Source organism: Spongiactinospora sp. 9N601 (genome assembly GCF_044326295.1).
Classification (GTDB): Bacteria; Actinomycetota; Actinomycetes; order Streptosporangiales; family Streptosporangiaceae; genus Spongiactinospora; species Spongiactinospora gelatinilytica.
In genome coordinates this window covers 395,472-417,671 of the sequence record NZ_JBIRBB010000009.1, presented here as the reverse complement: position 1 = coordinate 417,671, position 22,200 = coordinate 395,472, and the positions used below count along the sequence as shown (strand labels likewise).

The 22,200-nt window shown below is 71.4% G+C and carries 19 protein-coding genes; 6 read left to right on the top strand and 13 right to left on the bottom strand.

Annotation, left to right across the window (positions count from 1 at the left end; genetic code table 11):
* The first annotated feature begins 69 nt into the window (after positions 1–69).
* Positions 70–825 (top strand): thioesterase II family protein, encoded by a 756-nt coding sequence (locus ACH34R_RS23980; RefSeq protein ID WP_397563749.1) that lies wholly within the window; start codon positions 70–72, stop codon positions 823–825.
* Between the two features lie 101 nt (positions 826–926).
* On the opposite strand, the gene ACH34R_RS23975 is transcribed toward ACH34R_RS23980, so the two are convergent.
* Positions 927–1,547: a TetR/AcrR family transcriptional regulator gene (locus ACH34R_RS23975; RefSeq protein WP_397563748.1), complete on the bottom strand. Its 621-nt coding sequence runs from the start codon at positions 1,545–1,547 to the stop codon at positions 927–929.
* Positions 1,548–1,625: 78 nt separating this feature from the next.
* Here ACH34R_RS23975 and ACH34R_RS23970 point away from each other — a divergent pair, with 78 nt between their 5' ends.
* From ACH34R_RS23970 to ACH34R_RS23960, 3 genes are read left to right on the top strand one after another with little or no spacing between them, the layout of a single operon-like run.
* On the top strand, positions 1,626–3,194 hold the full coding sequence (locus ACH34R_RS23970; protein ID WP_397563747.1) for an MFS transporter: 1,569 nt from the start codon (positions 1,626–1,628) through the stop codon (positions 3,192–3,194).
* A gap of 53 nt (positions 3,195–3,247) precedes the next feature.
* A complete protein-coding gene (locus ACH34R_RS23965) occupies positions 3,248–4,183 on the top strand; it encodes an ACP S-malonyltransferase (RefSeq protein ID WP_397563746.1) in 936 nt (311 codons plus the stop codon).
* A 10-nt stretch (positions 4,184–4,193) separates the two neighbouring features.
* On the top strand, positions 4,194–5,636 hold the full coding sequence (locus ACH34R_RS23960; RefSeq protein WP_397563745.1) for an AMP-binding protein: 1,443 nt from the start codon (positions 4,194–4,196) through the stop codon (positions 5,634–5,636).
* On the opposite strand, the gene ACH34R_RS23955 is transcribed toward ACH34R_RS23960, so the two are convergent.
* The 5 genes from ACH34R_RS23955 to ACH34R_RS23935 are packed head-to-tail and all read right to left on the bottom strand — an operon-like array spanning position 5,617 to position 12,582.
* Entirely contained in the window at positions 5,617–7,938 is a 2,322-nt protein-coding gene (locus tag ACH34R_RS23955) for a penicillin acylase family protein (RefSeq protein ID WP_397563744.1), read from the bottom strand. The two genes, ACH34R_RS23960 and ACH34R_RS23955, sit on opposite strands and share 20 nt — an antisense overlap.
* A complete protein-coding gene (locus ACH34R_RS23950) occupies positions 7,844–9,181 on the bottom strand; it encodes a methylaspartate mutase (RefSeq protein WP_397563743.1) in 1,338 nt (445 codons plus the stop codon). The genes ACH34R_RS23955 and ACH34R_RS23950 overlap by 95 nt, the downstream gene beginning before the upstream one ends.
* Complete coding sequence (locus ACH34R_RS23945) at positions 9,178–10,071, bottom strand: proline iminopeptidase-family hydrolase (RefSeq protein WP_397563756.1); 894 nt, start codon at positions 10,069–10,071, stop codon at positions 9,178–9,180. The genes ACH34R_RS23950 and ACH34R_RS23945 overlap by 4 nt, the downstream gene beginning before the upstream one ends.
* Before the next feature lie 15 nt (positions 10,072–10,086).
* Positions 10,087–11,340, bottom strand: coding sequence for an activator-dependent family glycosyltransferase (locus ACH34R_RS23940; protein ID WP_397563742.1), 1,254 nt, complete (start codon positions 11,338–11,340; stop codon positions 10,087–10,089).
* 15 nt (positions 11,341–11,355) lie between these two features.
* Positions 11,356–12,582, bottom strand: a complete 1,227-nt coding sequence (locus ACH34R_RS23935) for a P450-derived glycosyltransferase activator (RefSeq protein WP_397563741.1) — start codon at positions 12,580–12,582, stop codon at positions 11,356–11,358.
* A gap of 232 nt (positions 12,583–12,814) precedes the next feature.
* On the opposite strand from ACH34R_RS23935, the gene ACH34R_RS23930 reads away from it, so the two are divergent.
* Entirely contained in the window at positions 12,815–14,062 is a 1,248-nt protein-coding gene (locus tag ACH34R_RS23930; RefSeq protein WP_397563740.1) for an erythromycin esterase family protein, read from the top strand.
* 9 nt (positions 14,063–14,071) lie between these two features.
* Here ACH34R_RS23930 and ACH34R_RS23925 read toward each other — a convergent pair whose 3' ends face one another.
* The 5 genes from ACH34R_RS23925 to ACH34R_RS23905 form a co-directional block, all read right to left on the bottom strand.
* A complete protein-coding gene (locus ACH34R_RS23925) occupies positions 14,072–15,187 on the bottom strand; it encodes a DegT/DnrJ/EryC1/StrS family aminotransferase (RefSeq protein WP_397563739.1) in 1,116 nt (371 codons plus the stop codon).
* The gene (gene rfbC, locus ACH34R_RS23920; RefSeq protein WP_397563738.1) at positions 15,184–15,792 is read right to left on the bottom strand and encodes a dTDP-4-dehydrorhamnose 3,5-epimerase; all 609 of its coding nucleotides are present in this window, start codon (positions 15,790–15,792) and stop codon (positions 15,184–15,186) included. The genes ACH34R_RS23925 and rfbC overlap by 4 nt, the downstream gene beginning before the upstream one ends.
* A 56-nt stretch (positions 15,793–15,848) precedes the next feature.
* Complete coding sequence (gene rfbB, locus ACH34R_RS23915) at positions 15,849–16,814, bottom strand: dTDP-glucose 4,6-dehydratase (RefSeq protein ID WP_397563737.1); 966 nt, start codon at positions 16,812–16,814, stop codon at positions 15,849–15,851.
* On the bottom strand, positions 16,811–17,686 hold the full coding sequence (rfbA, locus tag ACH34R_RS23910; protein WP_397563736.1) for a glucose-1-phosphate thymidylyltransferase RfbA: 876 nt from the start codon (positions 17,684–17,686) through the stop codon (positions 16,811–16,813). The genes rfbB and rfbA overlap by 4 nt, the downstream gene beginning before the upstream one ends.
* Before the next feature lie 149 nt (positions 17,687–17,835).
* On the bottom strand, positions 17,836–18,585 hold the full coding sequence (locus ACH34R_RS23905) for a TetR/AcrR family transcriptional regulator (RefSeq protein WP_397563735.1): 750 nt from the start codon (positions 18,583–18,585) through the stop codon (positions 17,836–17,838).
* Positions 18,586–18,733: 148 nt separating this feature from the next.
* On the opposite strand from ACH34R_RS23905, the gene ACH34R_RS23900 reads away from it, so the two are divergent.
* Positions 18,734–19,939: an oxygenase MpaB family protein gene (locus tag ACH34R_RS23900; protein ID WP_397563734.1), complete on the top strand. Its 1,206-nt coding sequence runs from the start codon at positions 18,734–18,736 to the stop codon at positions 19,937–19,939.
* A 140-nt stretch (positions 19,940–20,079) separates the two neighbouring features.
* Here the strand turns inward: ACH34R_RS23900 and rox are convergent, their stop codons facing one another.
* Together rox and ACH34R_RS23890 are read right to left on the bottom strand one after the other, a co-directional pair.
* A complete protein-coding gene (rox, locus tag ACH34R_RS23895; RefSeq protein ID WP_397563733.1) occupies positions 20,080–21,519 on the bottom strand; it encodes a rifampin monooxygenase in 1,440 nt (479 codons plus the stop codon).
* A 141-nt stretch (positions 21,520–21,660) separates the two neighbouring features.
* Positions 21,661–22,101 carry a winged helix-turn-helix transcriptional regulator gene (locus ACH34R_RS23890; protein WP_397563732.1) on the bottom strand — a complete coding sequence of 147 codons (441 nt, stop codon included), beginning with the start codon at positions 22,099–22,101 and terminating at the stop codon, positions 21,661–21,663.
* Positions 22,102–22,200: the final 99 nt, after the last annotated feature.

Genomic DNA, 22,200 nt, shown 5'->3' with positions numbered 1-22,200 from the left:
CGTGCTCCGACGTGCCGCCTAACGTCGAGAGGGCATGCTGCCCCTAACGAATGTCGAGCGACCGAAAGCATGAAAATGACGACGACCGAACAGGCTCTTTGGGGAAGGCGTTTTCACCCGGCGCCGGGCGGTGCGAGCAGGTTAATCTGCCTGCCGCACGCGGGTGGCTCGGCGCCTTTCTTCCTCCCGGTGTCCCAGAAGTTGTCCGCGCGTTTCGACGTGGTCTCCGTGCAGTACCCCGGGCGGCAGGACCGCAGGCACGAGCCGTGCGTCGGCGACCTGGTCGAGCTGGCCCGGCAGGTGTTCGAGGCGCTGGGGCCGTGGGACGGGCCGCCGGTGGCGCTGTTCGGGCACAGCATGGGCGCGACTTTGGGCTTCGAGCTGGCGCGGCTCATGGAGACGAAGGCGGGGACTCCGCCCGCGCATCTGTTCGTGTCGGGGCGCAGGGCGCCGTCGATGCCGCGTGACGAGCGCGTCCACCTGCTCGACGACAAGGGGCTGCTGGCCGACGTGCGCCGCCTCGGCGGTGCCGATCCCCGCGTACTGGGCGATCCGGAGCTGCTGCGGATGGCGCTGCCCGCGATCCGCGCCGACTACCTGGCCGCCGAGACGTACGTCTACCGGCCGGGCCCGCCGCTCTCCTGCCCGATCACCGCCTTCACCGGCGACGATGACCCGAAGGTGACGGTCGAGGAGGCGCGTGCCTGGTCCGCGCACACCACCGGCGCCTTCGAGCTGAACGTCTACCGGGGCGGGCACTTCTTCCTGGCCCAGCACCAGGCCGTGATCCTGCAGAAGATCTCCGGGTACCTGAGCCTCGCCTGACGGCGAGCGGCGAGCAGCGGCATCAGGGGTAGGCGCGCGCCACGACAGGGGTCCGCCCGGGTCTCCGGCACGTCCGAGGACAGGGGTGCCCTACCCCCCGCTCATTTCCCGAGCCCCGGCGGCGACCAGCGGTCAGCCGCCTTTTCGGCGTTGGCGGCGGCCGTGGCGAAGAGGCGGATGGCCTCGGCGAGGTCGCGGGCCGTCGGGGCGTGTTCCGGGTCCACCTCGCGCTGTACCGCCTGCCCGATGAGCAGGGACAGCAGCAGCCCGCCGAACGCCCGGTTGGCGCGCTCGCCGTCCACGTCGACCACGCCCTCGAAGACCTTGGGCAGGCCGAGCCGCCCCTCCTCGTACATGCGCGCGATCGAGGCCAGCACCTCCGGCGAGCGCTTCATCTGGACGAACGCCTCGAAGCTGCCCGTCCACTCCTTGGCGCCCTCGGAGAAGACCCCGGTGACGCGCTCCCAGATCTCCTGGAACTGGTCGATCGGGTCGCCGGCCGTGTGCTCGGGCAGGTCGATGCCCTCGATGCTGTCGCTCCAGTCGCTGAGTATCTCGATCAGCGCCTGGGTGAGCAGGGCTTCCTTGGAACCGAAGTGGTAGCCGATGGAAGCGAGGTTGGTACCGGAGGCGGCCACGATGTCGCGCGTCGTCGTGTGCGCGTAGCCCCTCTCGTACAGGCACCGCTTGGCGCCTTCCAGCAGGTCTTCGCGATGTCCCACGAGCACACTATACATACATACGATCTATACATACATCCGTCCTATACAAGCGATTAAAACGCTTGTATAGTCCCCTCCATGACCACCACCACAGCCAAGGCAGGCTGGAAGGAATGGGTGGGACTGGCCGTGCTGGTCCTGCCCGTGTTGCTCGTCTCGATGGACCTGTCGGTCCTGTTCTTCGCATTGCCACTGCTCAGCCAGGATCTGGCCCCCACCGGTTCCCAACTGCTGTGGATCGTCGACATCTACGGCTTCTTCCTGGCCGGCCTGCTGATCACCATGGGCAGCCTTGGTGACCGCATCGGCAGGAAGCGCCTGCTCATGCTGGGCGCGCTGGCCTTCGGTGGCGCGTCGGTGCTCGCCGCCTACTCCACTACCGCCGAGATGCTGATCGCCGCCCGCGCCCTGCTCGGGCTGGGCGGGGCCACGCTGGCGCCGTCCACGTTGTCGCTGCTGCGCAACATGTTCCACGACGACGCCCAGCGGCGTACCGCCATCGGCGTGTGGACCGGCGCCTTCTCCGGCGGGCTCGCGATCGGCCCGATCATCGCCGGGGCACTGCTGGAGTTCTTCTGGTGGGGCTCGGTATTTCTGATCAACGTGCCGGTGATGGTGCTGCTGCTGGTGCTCGGCGCGTTCCTGCTGCCGGAGTACAAGGACCCCAACCCGGGCAGGTTCGACCTGCTCAGCGCCGCGCTGTCGATGGCGGCGGTACTGGCGGTCATTTACGGCGTGAAGCAGATCGCCGAGGACGGCGTGACCACCACCTCGCTCGTCGCGATCGGGGCCGGACTGCTGGTCGGGCTGGTCTTCGTCATCCGGCAGGTCCGGATGACCCACCCGCTGATCGATCCGGCGCTGTTCCGCCGCGGGGCCTTCACCGGCTCGATCGTCGCCAACACGATGGTCACCTTCGCCGCGGCCGGGCTCGGCATGCTGGCCGTGCAGTACCTCCAGGTGGTGCTCGGCATCAGCCCGTTCCAGGCCGCGCTGTGGATGCTGCCGACCATGGTCGGCACGATCCTCGGCGTCACGCTGGCGAGCCTGCTGGCCAAGCGGATCAGGCCGGGTTACGTCATCGGCCTCGGCCTGCTGATCGGCGCGGCCGGGTTCGCCCTGGTCTCCCAGGTCCAGGTCGGCTCCTCGGTGGTGGCGCTGCTGACCGGCTACATCGTCGTCACGCTGGGCCTCGGGCTGGTCATCGCGCTGGCCACCGACCTCATCGTGGCCGCCGCCCCGCCGGAGCGGGCCGGGGCGGCGGCGGCGCTGTCGGAGACCGCGTCGGAGTTCGGCGGGGCGCTCGGCATCGCGACGCTGGGCAGCGTGGCCATCGCGGTCTACCGCGACCGGATGTCCACGAGGATTCCCGAGGGACTGACCGGCGAGGCGGCCGAGGCCAGCGGGGCGACGCTCGGCGGCGCGGTGGGAGTGGCCCAGCAGGCGCCCCCCGGCGTCAAGGGGCCGCTGCTGGAGAACGCGTTCGCGTCGTTCACGGAAGGGTTCCACTTCGCGGCGTACCTGAGCACCGGCGTGCTGGTGATCATGGCGATCCTGGTCGTCATCCTGCTGCGCAAGATGCGGATGCCGGACACCGCCCCGGCGGACGCGCGGGGCGCGGCCTCGCCGACCACCACATCGTCATAGGGGGCCACGTTAGGGGTTATGCCGGGTGAGGGCGGCTCGTACGTTTCTGAACTATGGACAACGTGACCGCGGTCGTCTTCCCCGGCATGGGCCCGATGCCCTTCTCCGAAGTCGGCCGGTTCATGCTGCGCGACCCGATCGCCGGAAAGCTGGTCGCCGAGGCCGATGACGTGCTCGGCTATCCCCTCCTCGACCGGTACAGCAAGACCGACGGCGACTACTCCGAGTACGCCCAGGTCGCCTTCCTGATCAACTGCCTGGCGCTGACGCGGTGGGCCGAGGAGCGCTTCGAGCTGACGCCGGTGGCCTGCGCCGGCCCGAGCTTCGGCGGCAAGACGGCGGCGGCCTACGCGGGCTGCCTGCCGTTCCGGGAGGCCGTGCTGATGACGGCCCGGCTGGCGCGGCTGATGGAGGAGTACTTCGCCACCGAGCACGCCGACGTCGTGACGCACTCCTTCGCCCGCGCCCCGCGCGAACGGCTGGAGGAGCTGCTGGCCGAGTTGGACGGGCGCGGCGACTGGCACGACCTGGCCTGTCATGTGGACGACGACTTCTTCATGGTGTCGCTCCGCGCCGACGTCCTGGAATGGTTCGAGGGACGGTTGCGGGCCATGGGCGCGCTGCCGCTCTACACCATGCGCCCGCCCATGCACTCGGCCCTGTTCGCGCCGCTGCGCGCCCGCGCCGAGGAGGAGGTCATCGGCCCGCTGGAGTTCGCCGATCCGGCGCTGCCGGTGGTCTCCGACCACGACGGCTCGCTGATCACCACGGGGGCCGGGGTGCGGTCGCTGCTGCTCGACGGGTTCGTACGGGCGATGCGCTGGCCCGGCGTGGTGGACGCGCTGAAGAAACTCGGCGTGACCCAGGTGTGCGTGGCGGGCCCGGACAGCCTGTTCGGCCGGGTCCGGCGGACCACCCGGAACTTCGAGGTGCTGGCGGCCACCCCGAAACTCGCGATGCGCCCGGCACCCGCCAAGACCACGGCGTGAGGACCATCACATGAACGCGCTGCACGAACGCTTCCTGCGCGGCCTGGCCCTGGCCCCCGATCGGGTCGCGGTGCGCGTGGGCCCCGACGCGATCACCTACCGCGAGCTGCACGCCCGCGCGCTGCTGCTGGCCGGGGCGCTGCCCGCCACGACCGTCGGCGTGCTGGCGGCCAAGTCCGTCGACGCCTACGCCGGCATCCTGGCGGCGCTGTACGCGGGGGCCACGGTCGTCCCGCTGCACGCCGGGTTCCCGGTGGCCCGGCTGGCCGGGATGGTGGCGCAGAGCGGCGTGTCCGCGCTGGTCACCGACGAGGCCGGGGAGGCGGTGCTGCCCGCGCTGAAAGCGCTGGCCCCCCAGGTGTACGCGCCCGCGCCGGAACGCCCGCTCGCCGGGCCGCGCGGCGCCGACCCCTCCGACGTGGCCTACATCCTGTTCACCTCGGGCTCCACCGGCAGGCCGAAGGGCGTGCCGATCACGCACGCGGGCACCGCCCACTACTTCGGCCTGCTCGACGACCGCTACGACTTCACCCCCGGTGACGTCTTCTCCCAGACATTCGACCTGAACTTCGACTGCGCCATGTTCGACGTGTTCTGCGCGTGGGGCGCGGGCGGGTCGGTGGTGGCGGTGCCGCCGCAGGCGTACCGCAGGATGCCGGAGTTCGTGGCCGGGCACGGGATGACGGTGTGGTTCTCCACGCCGAGCGCCATCGCGCTGGTGCGCAGGACCGGGGGCCTCGCCCCCGGCTCGATGCCCGCGCTGCGCTGGAGCTTCTTCGCAGGCGAGGCGCTGACCTGCGCCGACGCCGCCGGCTGGCAGGCTGCGGCACCGCACTCGACGGTGGAGAACCTGTACGGCCCGACCGAGCTGACCGTCACGATCAGCGCCTACCGCTGGGCGGGCGAGGAGTCCGCGCGGCTGAGCGTCAACGGCGTGGTGCCGATCGGGACGATCCACGAAGGGCACGACCACCTGATCGTGGACGGCGAACTGTGCGTGGCCGGCCCGCAGATGACCCCCGGCTACGTCGATCCGGCCGACGACGAGGGCCGCTTCCTCACCCGCGACGGCCGCCGCTGGTACCGGACCGGCGACCGGGTGCGCGAGCTGCCCGGCGGCACGCTTCTGTACCTGGGCCGGCTGGACGGGCAGGTCCAGGTACACGGGCTGCGGGTCGAACTGGCCGAGATCGACCACGCGCTGCGCGGCTGCGCGGGCGTGACCAACGCCGTCACCGTCGGAGTCACCACCGACGGCGGCGTCGAGCTGGTCGCGTTCTACACCGGTACGGCCTCCTCGACCGCGAAGCTGGCCGAACAGCTCGGCAGGGTGCTGCCCGCCGGGATGATCCCGCGGCGGTTCCGCCACCTGGAGGACCTGCCGCTGAACCACAACCGCAAGGTCGACAAGGGCGAGCTGCGCGGCCTGGCGGCTACTCTGCTGCGGGGATGAGCGTGAGCCTGCTCTCGGCGTTGCGCTCGACGGCGGCACGGCTGTAGAGCAGCGGCGCGTAGCCCTCGATGAGGTCGTCGTAGTGCGGGGAGCGGGGGTCGCCCGACTGGCCGGGTGCGCTGGTGAACCGCGAGGCGTCCCAGTCGCCGACGTCCAGCACCATCTTCAGCGCCGCCGCCGTGTGCGAGGTGTACGTGCCCGGCTGGTACTGCGAGGCGTCCACCGTGTACGGCGAGCCGCCGCGCGGGAACGGCCCGAGGTGCGCGCCGAGCGGGTTGGTGAACATGGTGTGGTGCAGCGCGCCCCACCGCCAGGCCGCCGGGTCGTCGCCGAGCCGCCCGGCCACCTCGGCGTAGGCGGCCTTGAGCGTGTCGAGCAGCATCGCGTCCCTGACCTTCGCGCCGTCCGGGCCGAACCACCGCGTGGGGTGCTCGATGGCCTCGATGAGCAGCGTCACGTCCGAGCGCGGCAGGATCGCGGCGATGTGCGGCGGCAGCACCTTGGCCAGGAACGCCGGCGTCAGGTGCCGGGTGAACCACGGCTCGAACAGCGCCGCGCCCGCCGACCCGGCGCTCGCCGTGCCGTCGTAGCGGCGCAGCAGCGCGAGCGCCTGCCGGGTGGCCGGATCGTCGCCGGTGAGCCGCCGGAGCACGGCCAGCACCCGCCGGGCGGGCGGCGAGACCTGGTCGCCCTGCAACCGCATCGAGTCGGCGAGGGAGTGCCGCCGGTCGGCGGCGAGCACCTGGTCGATGCGCTGCTTGCGGTACGGGGGCTCCCACTCGAAGCCGACGCGCGGCGTGGGCGGCAGGTTGAACTCGTTGGCCGAGCTGATGAACCCCGCGCGGGGGTCGCGGACGCGGGGCAGCCGGGCCCCGTCGAGGAAGCCGCGCCACTCGTAGCGGCCGTCGCCGGGGACCGGCAGCAGCCCGTCGTAGCCGGTGCGCAGCGGCGCCAGCCCGCCGGGCACCCAGCCGATCGCGCCGGAGGTGTCGGCGTAGACCTGGTTCTCCGGCGGGCCGCCCCAGGTGCGCATGACCTCGGCGAAGTCGCGGAAGTCGCGCGCCCGCATCAGGCGCAGGCTGCCGAAGTAGGGGGAGGTGCCGGGTTCCAGCCAGGTGGTGCGCACGGCGTAGGCGAGGTTGCGGGCGGTGTCCACCTTCATGACCGGGCCGTGCCGGGTGAAGGTCAGCTCGACCTCGCGCGGGGCCTCGCCGGCGACCGGCACGGTCTCCTTGACGGTGGTGAAGCGCTCCCAGCGGTCGCCGTACCGGTACCGGCCGGGGTCGGCGGGGTCGAGCCGGTAGACGTACAGGTCCTCCTGGTCCACGCCGAACACCGTCAGCCCGAACGCCACCGTGCCGTTGTGGCCCATGGCCACGCCGGGCAGCGCGGGCTCGCCCGCGCCGATCACGTCCAGGCCGGGGGCCGAAAGGTGGGTGAAGTACCGCAGGGCGGGCGCGGTCACCGAGCGGTGCGGGTCGGCCGCCAGGATGGGCCGGCCGGTGGACGTGCGGTGCGGCGCGACCGCCCACGCGTTGCTGCCCTCGGCGGCCGGGGCCTGCGGCGGTACCGTGCGCACCTGACCGTTCTTCACGGTCACGCCGCTGATGGCCAGCATGTACGGGGTGAGGATGTCGGGGGTCACCGCGCACGGGTCCAGGCCGTCGGGCAGCGTGGTGGTCCACTCGGGCTGGTGCCTGCCCAGGTTGTCGGCCGCGTCGATGCCGCCCGCGCAGACGACCATGGACCGGATGACCTCGCTGGCGACGTTCAGTGACAGCGCGTTGCTGCGGATCCTGACGACGTCCTCCGGCCGCCAGCGGGCGGGCGCGTACCCCAGCGTGCCGAACTCGGGGGGCAGGGCGGCCGGGTCCAGGGCGTCGATGTAGGCGTTGATGCCCTCGGTGAAGCGGGTGGCGGCCTGCCGCGCCTCCGGCCCGTAGGAGTCCCATTCCCTGCGCATGTCGCCCCGGTACAGGAACAGCCGGGTGGCGCGGTCCTGGGCCAGGTAGGCGGGGCCGAGTACTTCGGAGAGCAGCCCGAGGCCGCGCCTGCGCCACAGGTCGATCTGGAAGAGCCGGTCCCTGGCCGCGGTGTAGCCCTGGGCGAAGAACAGGTCGTCGGTGTTGCGCGCGTACAGGTGCGGCACGCCCCAGCGGTCGGTGATCTGCTGGACGGGGGCGCGCAGCCCGGGTACCGCCCGCGTGTCAGCCGCCGACGCCGGTGACGCCGGCGCGACCGCCGAGGCCAGCAGGCCCGCCAGCGAGATCCCGGCCGCGAGCAGCGGGCGTGAGTGTTTCATGGTGTTCCTCGTCGTCGTAGGTCCGCTGCACGTACGACAGTGCGGCGAGAAGATCGCTGGAGGTGACCGGCCGCGCCGACCCGGTGGTGACCAGCCCGCCGAGCGGCAGCGAGCCGATGTCGGCCCAGCGGAGCCGGCCGGTGTCGTCGATGAAGCTCCTGGTCCGCCCCTGGTTGTCGGGATGCACGCAGTAGGGGATGTCGAGGTGCCCCTGTTTGAAGGCGAGCAGCAGGGCCTCGCCGAGGTCGCTCGCGCCGTCGAGCACGGCCTCGATCAGGGCCCGCGCCTCGGCGTAGATCTGCGAGTCGGCGGCGGGCACGCGGACGAGCCGGCGGGTCCCGGCGGCGACCTCGCCCGCGTGGGCCAGCGCGGCGACGTTCTCCTCGATGGTGGGGATGCGCCGCGACTCGGCGACGGTCTTGACGATCAGCCGCTCGGAGCCGGTCTCGACGGCCAGCGCGGCGGCCCGGCCGAGCAGTTTCCGGGCGCCGCCGTCCGTGGTGGGGTACATGCCCATGTAGGCGTAGATCACCACGTGCCAGTTGACGTGCGGCAGCAGTTCGGCGCACAGCCGGCGCAGCGCGAGCACGGCTTCGCGGTCCTGCTCGTGGCTGGTCTGCTGGGCGTAGCTGACCGAGATGTCGCGCAGGCCGTGCTGGGCGAAGAACAGCGCCTCGCACACGCTGAGCGCGACGAGCTGGCTCGGCGGGCAGAGCTGGCCGAGCATGCAGCCGCCGAAGGTCTCCAGGTGCGGCTCGATGCCGATGTCGCGCAGTTCGGCCAGCTTCTCGCAGACGGTGGCCCAGTTGTGGACGGACTGGTGCAGCGGCGTCCGGCCGTACGGCAGGCAGTACGACACCGGGCCGCCCTCGGTCGCGTGCAGGCCGGCGGCGATCGAGGCGAGCACGATGTCCCGCGGGACGGCCGACCCGTGCCGGACCTGCACGGGGAAGTCCGGGCCGGCGATCCCGGCCAGGACCTCGCGGGTGACCTCGGTGGGGTGGGAGGCGATCGGGTAGCCGTTCAGCGGTTCGCCGTCGCGGAGCGCGGCGTGCGCCCGGTCCAGGTGGCCGATCCTGGTGTAGCTGTCCACGGTGATCGTGCCGACCGTGGCGGCGGGGGCCCGCCTGGTGGCCAGCAGCCCGGCGCGCATCCGCTCGGGCGCGCTGAAGCCCATTCTGGGCTGGACCACCAGGGTGCCGCGCCGCGCGGCCTGCCGAACGAATCCCCCGAAACCATTCAACGCAACCGGTCCAGATAGTCGGTCATGACCTTCAGGAAGTGCTCCGGCTCCTCCAGGTGCGGCACATGGCTGGACTCCTCGAACAGCTCCCAGCGCACGTCCGGAATCCGGTCGTGGAAGGGCTGCACGGTGACCGGGGTGGCCTCGTCGTACCGGCCGCTGATCAGCAGGGTCGGCACCGCGATGTCCGGCAGCACGTCCTCCACCGACCAGTCCCGCAGGGTGCCGATGACGTGGAACTCGTTCGGCCCGTTCATGATGTGGTACACCGTCGGGTTGTCGCGCAGCTCCAGGAAGGTCGCGGTGTACTCGCGCGGCCAGGGGTCCAGCCGGCACACGTGCCGCTGGTGGAAGACCTGCGAGGCGCGGAAGTACTCCTCGCTGTCGGTCGTGCCGGCCGCCTCGTGCCTGCGCAGCGTCTCCTGCACGTCGGGCGGGAGCTGCGCGCGCAGCACCTCCATCTCGCTCAGCCAGGTCGGCATCGAGGCCGGCGAGTTGGCGATGACCAGGCCGCGCAGCCCCGGCGGGCGGCGGGCGGCGTGCGCGGCCGACAGCATGCCGCCCCACGACTGGCCGAACAGCACGTAGTCATCGGCGATGCCCAGCTTGGTGAGCAGGTTGTCCAGCTCGTCGAGGAAGAGCTGGACGGTCCAGAAATCCGGGCCCTTGTCCGGCAGGTGGGTGGAGCCGCCGCTGCCGAGCTGGTCGTAGTGGACGACCGGCCAGCCCCGCTCGGCCAGCGCGCACAGCGGGAGCAGGTAGTCGTGGGTGCTGCCGGGCCCGCCGTGGACCACGACCACCGCGGGCCGGCCGGCGCGGAGCCGGCCGGTCACCCGGTGCCAGGTCCGGTACGGCCCGAACGGGATCGTTCCCTTGCTGGTCGGGGCCATCACGCTCACCGGCCGTCAGCTCCTGTGCTCGTCGGTCAGCCGCTCCAGTTCGGCGACGAGGGCGGCCGGGGTGGGCTCGGCCAGCAGTTCGCCGCGCAGCCGCGCGGCGTTGTCGGCGAAGGACGGCTCGTCGAGCAGCCGCTCCACGCCCTCGCGTACGGTCTGGGCGCTCATCCGCTCCGGGCGGAAGAACAGCCCGGCGCCCTGGTTCTCGATCATCTGGCCCTTGACCGGGGTGTCCCACATGTCGGCGATCGTGATCTGCGGCACGCCGTTGATCAGCGCCCCGCCGACCGAGCCGAAGCCGCCGTGGTGGACGGTCGCCCGGCAGGTCGGCAGCAGCGCCTGCAACGGGACGAAGTCCACGATCCTGGTGTTGTCCGGCACCTTCTCCAGGCCCTCGCGCTGCGCCCCGGAGAGCGTGGCGACCAGCTCGATGTCCAGGTCGGCCATCGCCTCGACCAGCTCGGCCGGGGAGAACGGGTCGGCCCCCATGAAGTCCCGGCCGGACAGGCCGAGGGTGAGGCACACGCGCGGCTTGCGCGGCGGCTCCAGCAGCCAGTCCGGGATCACCGAGCGGCCGTTGTAGGGGATGTAGCGCATGCCCAGCGTGGGCACGCCCACGGGCAGCCGCAGGCTCTTGGGCAGCGGGTCGATCGTCCAGTGGCCGGTGATCAGGTGGTCGCCGAAGGGCACGTCGTACCGGGCCGCCGTCCAGGTCAGCCACTCGGCGACCGGGTCCTCGCGGTGCTGCTCGGGCTGCTGGTCGCGCAGCTCGTTGAACACCTTGCGGGCGCTGCCCGGCGCGTCCAGCCCCCACAGCAGGCGGGTGTGCGCGGCGCCGCAGGCCGCCGCGGCGATGCCCCCCGCGTACGTGTAGGGCTCGGAGATCACCAGGTCGGGCCGCCAGGACCGGGCGTAGGAGACCAGGCCGTCCACCATCGTGTCGTTGTTGGCCGCCATCAGCATGAGCGCGGTCGTCAAGATCTCGAAGTCGAGGGCGTCGGCCCAGGTCGGCGGCTCGTCCCGTTCCTCGTACATCTTCGGGAAGGTCACGTTGCCGGCCATCGCGAGGTCTTGGCGCATCTGCTGGAGCACATGGTCGGTGCCGACGGGCACCGCGGGCAGGCCGGAGGTCAGGATGTCGTCGGTCAGCATCGGCTGGCTGGCCACCCGTACCTCGTGCCCGGCCGCGCGCAGGGCCCAGGCCAGCGGGACCTGGCTGTAGTAGTGGGACGCCTGCGCGAGCGTCGTCATGAGGACACGCATCGGAAGGTCTCCTTCTCAGAGGGTGGTCACCGCGAGGGTGAGCGGGCCGCGGGTGACCGGGGTGCGCCTGCCGCGCAGTACCGGGCCGTCGCGCCGGATGTCCGGCGCGCTCTCGGCCAGCACGCGCAGCGCGACCTCCGCCTGCCGCTTGGCGAGCGGCGCGACGAACTCGTTCAGCCCGCCGCCGGCCGGGGCCACGACGCCGCGGGTGAGGTCGAACCGCGCGGGCTCGGGGTAGGTCTGCGGGTCGCGGCCGAGCGCGGCGACGACGACCACGACGTGCGTGCCCGCGGGGATGCTCTGACCGGCCAGTTCGACGTCCTGCCGGGCCACGCGCGCCTGGAGCTGGACGGGCGGGTCGTGGCGCAGCGACTCCTCGACGGCGGCGGCGGCCAGTTCGGGCCGCTCGCGCAGGGCCCGCCACTGGTCGTGGTCGTCCAGCAGGGCCAGGGCGGCGTTGCCGGCCAGCCGGGCGGCGGCGTCCACGCCCTCGGCCGACAGCAGCAGCCAGATCGCGCGCAGCGCCTCCCGCTCGGCCGGGGCCGCGCCGCCCGCGACCTCGCCGAGCAGCGCGTCCAGTCCGGCGAAGGCGGCGTCGAGGTCGCGGACGACGTCGAGCCGCTGGGCGGCGAGCAGGCTGTCGGGGATCCGCGCGAGCCGCAGGGACAGTTCGGCGAACCGGTCGTACTCGCCCTCGGGCACACCGATCAGCTTCGCGGTGATCTCGGCCGTGGCAGGGCGCAGGACGTCGTTCATCAGGTCGAAGCCGGGCCGCGGCGCGCGGTCGAGGGCCGCCCGGTAGACGCCGGCCATGAGGTCGTCGTGCGCGGCGCACGCCTCCGCCCCGAACCGTGGCAGCCACAGTTCCCTGTCCGCCCGCCCGAGCACGCCGCCGCCGCCGAAGTACGGCACCACCTGCGGCGGAACCGGCTTGCCCGCCGGGCCGACCGGCCCGAAGTCCGCGCCGTCCAGCACTCTCGCGGCCACCACCGGGTCACAGGTGACCTGGCTCCCGGCGGCGCTGGCGTGCAGCGGGCCGAGGGCGCGAAGCCGCTCGTAGAGCGGATAGGGGTCGTCGGTCTGGCCGCGGAGCACCATCGCGTAGGCGTCCGAGCCGTTGGAGCCGAGGAACCACTGCATCGCCCGGGTGGACATCAGGTGCAGCCCGAGCTCGGTGTCGGTGAGGTCCGCGAGCGTGCGTTCCAGTGTCGGTGGTTGCAGCGTGGTGTCCTGGCTGTTCATTGGCGCTCGCCCGCTCCCGAATATTCGTCAAATCGACGATCACGCGTTTTCCGTCGTCGGAATCTGCCGCCATGCTAGAAACCGGGTGATCGACGCCCAACCCCTAGTCCGCCCCTATTCGTTGGTAGGGCAGGCTGTACCACGGAGACGGGGGAGTCCTGCATGGCACCAATTTCGCCGTCCTTGGATCATGGACTGCGAACGGTCGAATTCCAGCCCAGGAAGGGATCCGATGTCCGGTTCGCCGCAATACTGCGTCACGACCGCACTCCGGCGCAGCGCGTATCCGTTGCGTACGACCGAGCCGTACGCGGATCGCAGCGATCTGGAACCGCTGGGCAAGCTGGTCGCAGACGCGTGCGTCGTGGGGCTCGGCCAGGCGACGCACAACAGCCACGAGTTCTTCACCATGAAACATCGGATCTTCCGGTACCTCGTGGAGAAGCTGGGGTTCACCACGTTCGCGCTGGAGGCGAACTGGAGCGCCGGGCTGCGGCTCAACGACTACGTGCTGCACGGCAAGGGCGACCCACGGCAGATCATGGACGAGGAGTTCCAGGGGTCGTACGTGTTCTGGAACACCCTGGAGCATCTCGACCTCATCGAGTGGATGCGCGCGCACAACGAGCAGCACGAGCGGAAAGTGCAGTTCATGGGGGCCGACATCGGCCACGCGGGCGAGGAGCTGTACGACCGGGTGCTCACCCTCGCGATGCGGCACGCGCCCCGGCTCGGCCGTGAGCTGGCCCCGCTCTACCGTCAGTTGCGGCCCGAGCCAGGGGCCGGCGCCTGGCCCGGCCACTATCTGGCCAAACCGCTGGAGGAGCGCCGCTGGCTGGTCTTCCTGGCCCGCCGCGCGCTGACCCTGCTGCGCCGCCACCCCTGGTCCGACGCCTGCTCGCACGCCTGGGCGGTCCGCCACGCCAAGGTGATCACCCAGACCTGGACCCTGTACTCCCACGACCTCGACGACCCCGCCCAGCTCGCGCAGGGGCTGCTGCACCGGGACATGGCGATGGCGGAGAACACGGTGTGGTGGCGGGTGCGCACCGGGCACCGGATGCTGCTGTCGGCGCACAACGCGCACGTCGCCTACGAGAGCTTCGACCCGGAGCACTACCCGAGGGTGCTGGGCGCGTTCCTGCGGCAGTACCTCGGCCCCCGGTACGTCAACGTCGGCTTCACCTTCCACCGCGGGTCGTTCAACGCCTGGAACGAGGCCAACAACATGACCAGCTTCACCGTCGGCCCCGCGGCCAGCCACAGCAACGAGCACACCCTGGACCAGATCGACGATGACGATCACCTGCTGGACCTGCGGACCGTGCCGGCCAGGGCGCGGGCGTGGTTACAGGTCCCGCGCCCGACCGGGGTGGTGGGCACGGTGTACCCGGCCGCGGCGCCGCTGATCCGGCTGGCGCACTCCTACGACATGCTGATCCACCTGCGCCGGATCACCGCGGCGCACCTGCTGGCCTGAGCCGGTGTGTCACCAGCCGCGGCGTACGGTCGCGACGATGTGCGCGCGCTGCTCCTCGGTCACCCACCAGCCGACGGGCAGGCAGACGATCCGCCGCGCCACGCGGTCCAGGCCGGGCAGCAGCGCGGAGTAGCGGCGGACGCAGGAGTGGGTGTCGTTACGCTCGTGGACGTTGCTCACCATGATCTGGGCCTCGTCCATGCGCTTCATGAAGCCGGCCCGGTCCTCGACCTTGATCGGGTAGATCCAGAACGACGACCGGCGGTCCTGCGCCCGCTCGGTCGGCTCCAGCCCCGGCACGCCGGCGAGTTCCCGGTCGTAGTAGGCGGCGTTGGCCTGGTGCCGGGCCACGACCTCCTCGGCCCACGCCATGTTCGCCAGCCCCATGGCGGCGTTGATGTCGGTCATGTGGAACTTGTAGCCCCACTCGGCGACGTCCGGCGGGTTGCGCAGCCGGTCGGCGGAACGGCTGATGCCGAACCAGCGCAGCAGCGTGGCCCGCTCGTGCGTCTCGTCGTCCGGCAGTACCAGCGCCCCGCCGTCGCCGCAGGTCAAATGCTTGATCGCCTGGAAGCTGAACACCGCCGTGTTGCCGTGCGTGCCGAGCCGGCGGTCCTGGTAGGTGGCCCCCCAGGCGTGCGCGCAGTCCTCGATCACCTTCGGGCGGAACCCGAAGGCCGCCTCGGCGTCGTCGAGGATCGCCGAGAGCCGCTGGAGATCGACCGGGTAGCCGGCGAAGTGGACGACGATGATGGCGCGGGTGCGCGGGGAGATCTTGCGGGCCAGGTCGTCGAGATCGACGTTGAGCGTGGCGGGGTCGATGTCGACCCACCTGATGTGCAGCCGGTTGGCCAGGATGGCCCAGTTGGTGGCCTCCATGGTCAGCGGCGTGGAGAGCACTTCGCCCTCGTCGTCGTCGTGGCCCTGCGCCGCCATGTGCAGCGCCAGGTGCAGCCCCGAGGTGGCGCTGTTGACCGTGGCGACGCGCGGGTTGCCGATCCGGTCGGCGAGCGCCCGCTCGAACTCGGCGACCTTGGCGCCCTGGCCGATCTGGCCGCTGCCGACGACCTCGGCGACCGCGCCGGGGGCGGACTCCGACATGGCGACCTTGAAAAGCGGGATCATCGTGGTTCTCCTGAGGCGAGTTCGGCGTAGCGGGCCTGGCAGTCGGCGTAGGAGGGCAGGAGGCCGAGCCGCGCGGCCTCCTTCAGGGGCGGCGCGGCGCGGTCCTTGTCGGAGAGCACGGGCTCGTGGTCGCGCGGCCAGGGCAGGTCGAGGTCCGGATCCAGCGGGTTCACCTCGAACGACGACTGCGGCGACCACGTACTTGAACACAGGTAGACGACGGTGGCCTGCTCGGTGAGCGGCGCGAAGCCGTGCGCGAGCCCTTCGGCCAGGTACAGCGCGCGCCGATCGTCCTCGCCCAGCTCGACCGCGACGTGCTCGCCGTAGGTCGGCGAGCCCTCCCGGATGTCCACGACGATGTCGCGGATGGCGCCGTTCGGGCAGCTCACGTACCGGGCCTGGCCGGGCAGGTGGATCGCGTGCAGGCCGCGGATCGTGCCGCGGGCCGAGACCGAGCAGTTGACCTGGGCCACGTTCATCGGGTGGCCGACGGCCTCGGTGAAGGCGGGCTGGCTGAAGACTTCCAGGAACAGTCCTCTGGAGTCGGGAAAGACCTTGGGTTCGATGAGGTACGCCCCACCGATGCCGAGTTCGCGAATCCGCATGTGATCCCCTCCTTTGCGGCGTTATGGTGGGTCGCCCCGCTCGGCGGCGGCAACCCCTAGGGCACCCTTAGGCGATTCTTGAGCGCTTCCCACCAGGGCCGATTGCTCCGGTACCACTCGACCGTCTCGGCCAGGCCCTTCTCGAAATCAACGGTGGGGTGGTACCCCAGCTCGGTGCGGATCTTGGTGTGGTCCACGGAGTAGCGGCGGTCGTGGCCCTTGCGGTCCTCGACGTACTCCACGCGCTCCCACCCGGCGTCGCAGGCGGCCAGCAGCAGGCCGGTCAGCTCGCGGTTGGTCAGCTCGGTGCCGCCGCCGATGTTGTAGACCTCGCCGGGCCGGCCGGCCTGGCGTACCAGCTCGATGCCGGCGACGTGGTCGGCGACGTGCAGCCAGTCGCGTACGTTCAGGCCGTCGCCGTACAGCGGCACGGTGCCGCCGTCGAGCAGGCGGGTGACGAACAGCGGGATGACCTTCTCCGGGAACTGGTAGGGCCCATAGTTGTTGGAGCAGCGGGTCACGCGGACGTCCAGCCCGTACGTGCGGTGGTAGGCGAGCGCCACCAGGTCGGAGGACGCCTTGGACGCCGAGTACGGCGAGTTCGGCGACAGCGGCCGGTCCTCCCGCCAGGAGCCCTCGGCGATGGACCCGTACACCTCGTCGGTCGAGATGTGCACGAACGTGCCCAGCCCGTGCCGGACGGCCGCGGCGAGCAGCGTGTGCGTGCCGGTCACGTTGGTGCGCAGGAACTCGTCCGCCCCGCTGATCGACCGGTCGACGTGGGATTCGGCGGCGAAGTGGACCACCTGGTCGTGCCCGGCCACCAGCTCGCCGACGAGCGCGGCGTCGCAGATGTCGCCGCGCACGAACGTGAACCGGCCGCGCACGGGGTCCAGGTTGGCCGGGTTGCCGGCGTAGGTGAGCTTGTCCAGGACCGTCAGCGTGCAGTCGTCCCGCTCGGCCAGGGTGCGTACGTAGTGCGAGCCGATGAACCCGGCCCCGCCGGTGATGAGGATTCTCATCCGCGGAAACTGCTCGCGATGTTCATCACGTACTGGCCGTAGCCGGACTGGGCCTGCGCGGCGCCGAGCCGGTGGCACTGCTCGGCGTCGATGAAGCCCATCCGCAGCGCGACCTCCTCCAGGCAGGCGATGCGCACGCCCTGGCGGAGTTCGATGGTCTGCACGTACTGACCGGCCTGGAGCAGCGCCTCGGGGGTGCCGGTGTCCAGCCAGGCGAAGCCGCGGCCGAGATCGACCAGCCGGGCCCGGCCCTGCCGTACGTAGGCCAGGTTCACGTCGGTGATCTCCAGTTCGCCCCGGCCGGACGGCTTGAGGTTCTTGGCGATGTCGATGACGTCGTTGTCGTAGAAGTACAGGCCGGTGACGGCCCGGTTGGACCTTGGCTTTTCGGGTTTCTCCTCGATGGAGATCAGCCGGCCGCTCGCGTCGGTCTCGCCCACGCCGTACCGGCCAGGGTCGCTGACCGGGTAGCCGAACAGCACGCAGCCCGACACGTCGCGCACGTTCTCCTCCAGAACATCGGAGAACGAGGGTCCGTGAAAGATGTTGTCGCCGAGGATCAGCGCGGCCGGGCCGCCGCCGATGTGGTCCGCGCCGAGCAGGAACGCCTGCGCGATGCCGTCGGGCGACTCCTGGGCCGCGTAGGTGATGTTCAGGCCGAACTGCGCGCCGTCGCCGAGCAGCCGGACGAAATTCGGCACCTGGTCGGGTGAGGAAATAAGGAGGATGTCCCGAATTCCGGCCAGCATGAGAACCGAAATCGGGTAGTAAATCATCGGCTTGTCGCTCACCGGGAGCAGTTGTTTGGAAACCGCGACGGTGATCGGGTGCAGCCGCGTTCCCCGACCTCCGGCGAGGACGATTCCTTTCACGGCCAATTACCTTCTCTCCTCCGTGGAAGCACCTCACGCTAAGCAGCCCCGCAGGGGAGCGGCAAGATCGGCGGCGACGGAGAGGGGGCACATTAGGGGTCGGGCCGCAACCGGCGTGCCACCGGACCCCTACGCGCGATGAACGACCCTTATGCGAGGTGCCACCCGCCTTCGGAGCGGTCGCTTCTCAGTCGTTCATCGGTCAGTCGGTGGTCAGCCGGTGGTCGGTCGCAGTCGGTGGTCGTTCGGTCGTCGGACGGTACGGCGTCGCGGGCTCGGGCCGCGACGGTGGCGGCCTGGGCGAGGGCGTTTCGCAGGATCGGCGCCAGCGGCCGGTCCAGGCCCACCGACGCCCACTGTTCGATGGCCGTCCACATGGTGTTCAGCCACACCGCCGCCGTGGTCCGCGCCCGGAAGTCGCGGTCCTCGCCCTCGGGCAGGTGGGCGCGCAGCAGTTCGGTGAGCGAGTCGGTCCAGCGGATCGTCCACATGGCCCGGGGGGTGTGGAAGTTGGGTGAGCGGACCGCGCGCAGGATGCGCGCCCTGTTGTACTCGTCGGCGGCGAACCGGTCGAGGGCGTCGAGCGTGCCCGCCACCCACGCCTCGGCCAGGCCGTGCCCCTGGGCCAGTTTCGCCGCGACCCGGTCCATGTGGTCGGGGATGGCGTTGCCGAGGTCCAGGTAGATGACGTCGGCCTTGGTCTTGAAGTACCGGAAGAAGGTGCTCACCGAGATGTCCGAGCGCTCGGCGATGGCCTCGGCGGTGGTCTTCTCGAAGCCGCCGCCCTCCTCGCCGCCGTTCTCCTCGAACAGCAGCGCCGCCTCGCGAATGATCAGTTGGCGCTGACGGTCCCTGCGCCGCTGCGCGGGCGTCGAACCCTGTGCGTGCTCCGCGGCCATGCGGCTCCTCCCCAGGTGGGCGGACGGGTGGATCAGGCGTCATCGTAGCGCCACTTGGGCTGCGACTCATATCATATTGACAGTACTCTCATTTCAAGAGAATGATCAAGAAGGTAGTCATCCCAAAGAGCACGAACGGAGCGGACTCATGACGCAAACCGACCAGGGCGTGCAGGTTCCCGGCCGTGTGGTCGATCTGGACCGCGCGCGCGAGCGGCACGGCGAGAAGGCCGACCGCATGGTGCGACTGCTCGGGGTGGGCGATCCGCTCGCGGACGCCGTCATCGCCGAGCTGGACGCGCTGGGCAAGGAGGGCCGCCGCGCGCTCAACGCCGGCCTCGCCGACGGCCTGGCGAGCCTGACCGACGCTCCCCCGGCCATCGCCGCGTTCCTGCGGCAGATGGAGACCGTGCCTGAGTGGGCGGACCCCGAGATGATCCGGCGCGGTGAGACCGCGGCGCTGTCGGTTCCGCTGCTGTGGTTCGAGCTGTCGGCGATGGCCACCGCCCTGGTGCACACCTATTCGTCGCCCGCCATCGCCAGGCTGCTGGTCCAGACGGGCAGGCTGACGACGATGGCCCCCCGGCGGCTGGCCGAGACCGGCATGTGGACGGCGCAGGCCACCATGCCCGGCGGGCTGCTGCGCGGCGCCCCCGGCTATCTGGCCACCGCCCAGGTCCGGCTGCTGCACGCGCGGATGCGGCACGGCGCGCTCAAGCGCGGATGGGACACCGCCGAGTGGGGCGTCCCGGTCAACCAGGTCGATGTGGCCCGCACCTGGCTGGACTTCGCCCTGATCAGCTACCAGGCCATCGCCGCGCTCGGCTTCGAGCTGACCGAGGCCGAGCAGCACGGCATGTACGAGTACTGGCACTACATCGGCTACCTGCTCGGGCTCGAAGACGAGAGCTTCTACCGCGACGTCACCGGTCACGAGGGCGCCGCGGAGCTGATGCACCTGTTCGACGTGACCAAGCACGCGCCGGACGACAACTCCCGCGCCCTGACCGCCGCCATGATCGAGGCCCAGGTGCGGACCCTGGCCGCCCACCCGCAGCCGCTCATGTCATCCGCCGACCTCACCCGGCTCGTCCACGCCATCCTCCGCAGCGCCTACGGCGACGAGCTGTCCGAGCAGCTCGGCATCCCCGAATCGGCGGCGATGCCGTTCCTGACGCTGACCCGGCAGGCCAACAGGGACGCCCGGCGCCTCCAGATCGGCGACCCCGCCGTCGCCGCCCGCGCCATCGAGGAGAACGTCGCCATCCGCGCGGCGGTGCTCCAGGCGGCGTCCGCCGCCCCGGACGGCACCACCTACCAGCAGCACGTCCAGAGCGGCCTGCCCGACGACTGAGCCGATCACGAAAGCGGGCACTGTCGAGACCGCGCCGGCCGCGCGCCGGGGCGGTCGCGGCGGCATGGCGGCGGCGGGCACGGCGCCCTTCGCCCGTCGGCGCGTCCTGATCCCGCACCTGCGGAGTCGCATCGGCCTGGTCAGGTCGTCGTGGCGGGACCGAACCAGCGGGGCAGGTGGGCGAGCAGGTCGTGCCGGGTGTCGCCGGTCCAGGCGACGTGGCCGTCCGGGCGGAGCAGTACGGCGGGCGCGTCGAGTTCCTCGCTGACGTCGATGACGTGATCGACGCGATCCGCCCAGCCCGCGACCGAGAGGCGGCCGGTCTGGTCGAGGAGCAGCCCGCGACCGGTGCGGGTCAGCTCGTACAGGCGGCCCCGCTTCAGCGTCACGTCCCGCAGCCGCCGCCCGACCAGGTCATGATCGTCCTCGGCCGCGCCGAAGTCGTAGCGGAGGCCGATCGCGGTGATCTTCTCGATCAGGTGCCGGTTCACCGCCTCGAAGTCCATGAGTTCGGCCAGCAGCCTGCGTACCGCCTGCGGCCCCGGTTCGGTGGACAGCAGTTCCATCTGGGCGCGGGTGTTGTCCAGGACGGCGGCGGCCACCGGGCGGCGTTCGGTGGCGTAGCCGTCCAGCAGGTCGGCAGGGGCCCAGCCGGCGATCTCGGCGGCGAGCTTCCAGCCCAGGTTGAAGGCGTCCTGGACGCCGAGGTTGAGCCCCTGACCGCCGGTCGGCGGGTGGATGTGCGCCGCGTCCCCGGCCAGCAGCACCCGCCCGGACCGGTAGCGCTCGGCCAGCCGGGTGGCGTCGCCGAACCGGGACAGCCAGCGCGGCGAGCGCGCGCCGAAGTCGGTGCCCGCGGTCGCCCGCAGCCGCCGCCGGAACTCCTCGATGGTCGGCGGAACCGTACGGTCCTTCGCCACCCCCTCGGCGGGCACGCCGACCCGGTACACGCCGTCGCCGAGCGGCATGGCCCCGAACCGCAGTTGGGTGGCCCGGACCCGCGTGACGACGGCGGCGATCTCCTCCGGGGCCTCGGTCAGTTCCATCTCGCCGAGCAGCGTCTCGACCTTGGTCGGCTCCCCGGGGAAGCCGATGCCGAGCAGCCTGCGCACCGTACTCCGGCCGCCGTCGCAGCCGACCAGGTAGCGGCAGCGCAACCGCGTGCCGCCGGCGACCTCGGCGGTCACCCCGTCGTCGTCCTGGCTCAGCCCGGTCAGCTCGTGGCCGCGCCGGATCTCGGCCCCCAGCTCGGCGGCCCGCTCGGCCAGCAGGCGATCGGTGATGGTCTGCGGGATGCCGAGGAGGTAGGGGTGCGCGGTGTCCAGCCCGCCGGGCGCGGACTTGGTGATGCCCGCGAAGCCGCCGCTGAGCGGGTACCGGGTGCCGTGCGCGAGGAACCGTTCCAGCATCCCGCGCTGGTCCATCACCTCAAGGCTGCGTACGTGCAGGCCGAGCGAGCGGACGTACGGGGGCGGCTCCGCGTCCTTCTCCAGCACCACCACGCGCACGCCGTGCAGGCGCAGCTCGGCCGCCAGCATCAGGCCGGTCGGCCCGCCACCGGCAATGATCACATCGAACATGAACCGCCCCGTCCCCTGAGATCGTCGCCTTCCGGCCGACGATTCTGCGGCACGACCGGGGTCTTGCCGCAAGCCCCCGGGTGCGCTATAGGTTGAAAGTGGCGGGGTCGGCGCGTTCGCATCGCGCGGCCGGTCGGCGGGCTAGGCGCCGCGGGCGTCGTACTCCTCCCGGTTGGCCAGCACCTCGTCCATGTGGGTCTCCGCCCAGACCTTGATCAGGCGCATCACGTGGTAGAGGGATCGTCCGAGGTCGGTCAGCTCGTAGGTGACCGTGACCGGGACGGTCGGCGTCACCGTGCGGGTGAGCAGGCCGTCGCGTTCGAGGGCGCGCAGGGTCTGGGTGAGCATCTTCTGGCTGACCCCGGCCAGCCGGCGGGACAGCTCGGAGTAGCGCATCGTCCGCTCCTCGCCGACCTGGTCGGTGCCGGGGTGCGGGCCGTCGCCGCCGAGCGCGGCCAGGACCAGCGACACCCACTTGTCGGAGATCCGGTCCAGCAGCCGGCGGCTGGGGCAGTTCGCCATGAACGCGTCGTACTCCCGCTTGGCCTTCTCCCGCTGCTGTGCCGCAGTCGTGGTCGGCATCGGGTGGCCTCCCTTCCTACCTCGCGGTGCCATACGCACTTCCAGGTGCGTACTTCCCCCTGGAGAGTAACCCCATCCATGGTGGTGTAGCAGCTTCGG

Bases quoted from the DNA above. Each gene is read 5' to 3' on its own strand.
- ACH34R_RS23980 (WP_397563749.1), top strand. From the start codon at position 70: ATGAAAATGACGACGACCGAACAGGCTCTTTGGGGAAGGCGTTTTCAC.
- ACH34R_RS23970 (WP_397563747.1), top strand. From the start codon at position 1,626: ATGACCACCACCACAGCCAAGGCAGGCTGGAAGGAATGGGTGGGACTG.
- ACH34R_RS23965 (WP_397563746.1), top strand. From the start codon at position 3,248: ATGGACAACGTGACCGCGGTCGTCTTCCCCGGCATGGGCCCGATGCCC.
- ACH34R_RS23960 (WP_397563745.1), top strand. From the start codon at position 4,194: ATGAACGCGCTGCACGAACGCTTCCTGCGCGGCCTGGCCCTGGCCCCC.
- ACH34R_RS23955 (WP_397563744.1), bottom strand. From the start codon at position 7,938: ATGAAACACTCACGCCCGCTGCTCGCGGCCGGGATCTCGCTGGCGGGC.
- ACH34R_RS23945 (WP_397563756.1), bottom strand. From the start codon at position 10,071: ATGGCCCCGACCAGCAAGGGAACGATCCCGTTCGGGCCGTACCGGACC.
- ACH34R_RS23940 (WP_397563742.1), bottom strand. From the start codon at position 11,340: ATGCGTGTCCTCATGACGACGCTCGCGCAGGCGTCCCACTACTACAGC.
- ACH34R_RS23935 (WP_397563741.1), bottom strand. From the start codon at position 12,582: ATGAACAGCCAGGACACCACGCTGCAACCACCGACACTGGAACGCACG.
- ACH34R_RS23930 (WP_397563740.1), top strand. From the start codon at position 12,815: ATGTCCGGTTCGCCGCAATACTGCGTCACGACCGCACTCCGGCGCAGC.
- ACH34R_RS23925 (WP_397563739.1), bottom strand. From the start codon at position 15,187: ATGATCCCGCTTTTCAAGGTCGCCATGTCGGAGTCCGCCCCCGGCGCG.
- rfbC (WP_397563738.1), bottom strand. From the start codon at position 15,792: ATGCGGATTCGCGAACTCGGCATCGGTGGGGCGTACCTCATCGAACCC.
- rfbB (WP_397563737.1), bottom strand. From the start codon at position 16,814: ATGAGAATCCTCATCACCGGCGGGGCCGGGTTCATCGGCTCGCACTAC.
- ACH34R_RS23905 (WP_397563735.1), bottom strand. From the start codon at position 18,585: ATGGCCGCGGAGCACGCACAGGGTTCGACGCCCGCGCAGCGGCGCAGG.
- ACH34R_RS23900 (WP_397563734.1), top strand. From the start codon at position 18,734: ATGACGCAAACCGACCAGGGCGTGCAGGTTCCCGGCCGTGTGGTCGAT.
- rox (WP_397563733.1), bottom strand. From the start codon at position 21,519: ATGTTCGATGTGATCATTGCCGGTGGCGGGCCGACCGGCCTGATGCTG.
- ACH34R_RS23890 (WP_397563732.1), bottom strand. From the start codon at position 22,101: ATGCCGACCACGACTGCGGCACAGCAGCGGGAGAAGGCCAAGCGGGAG.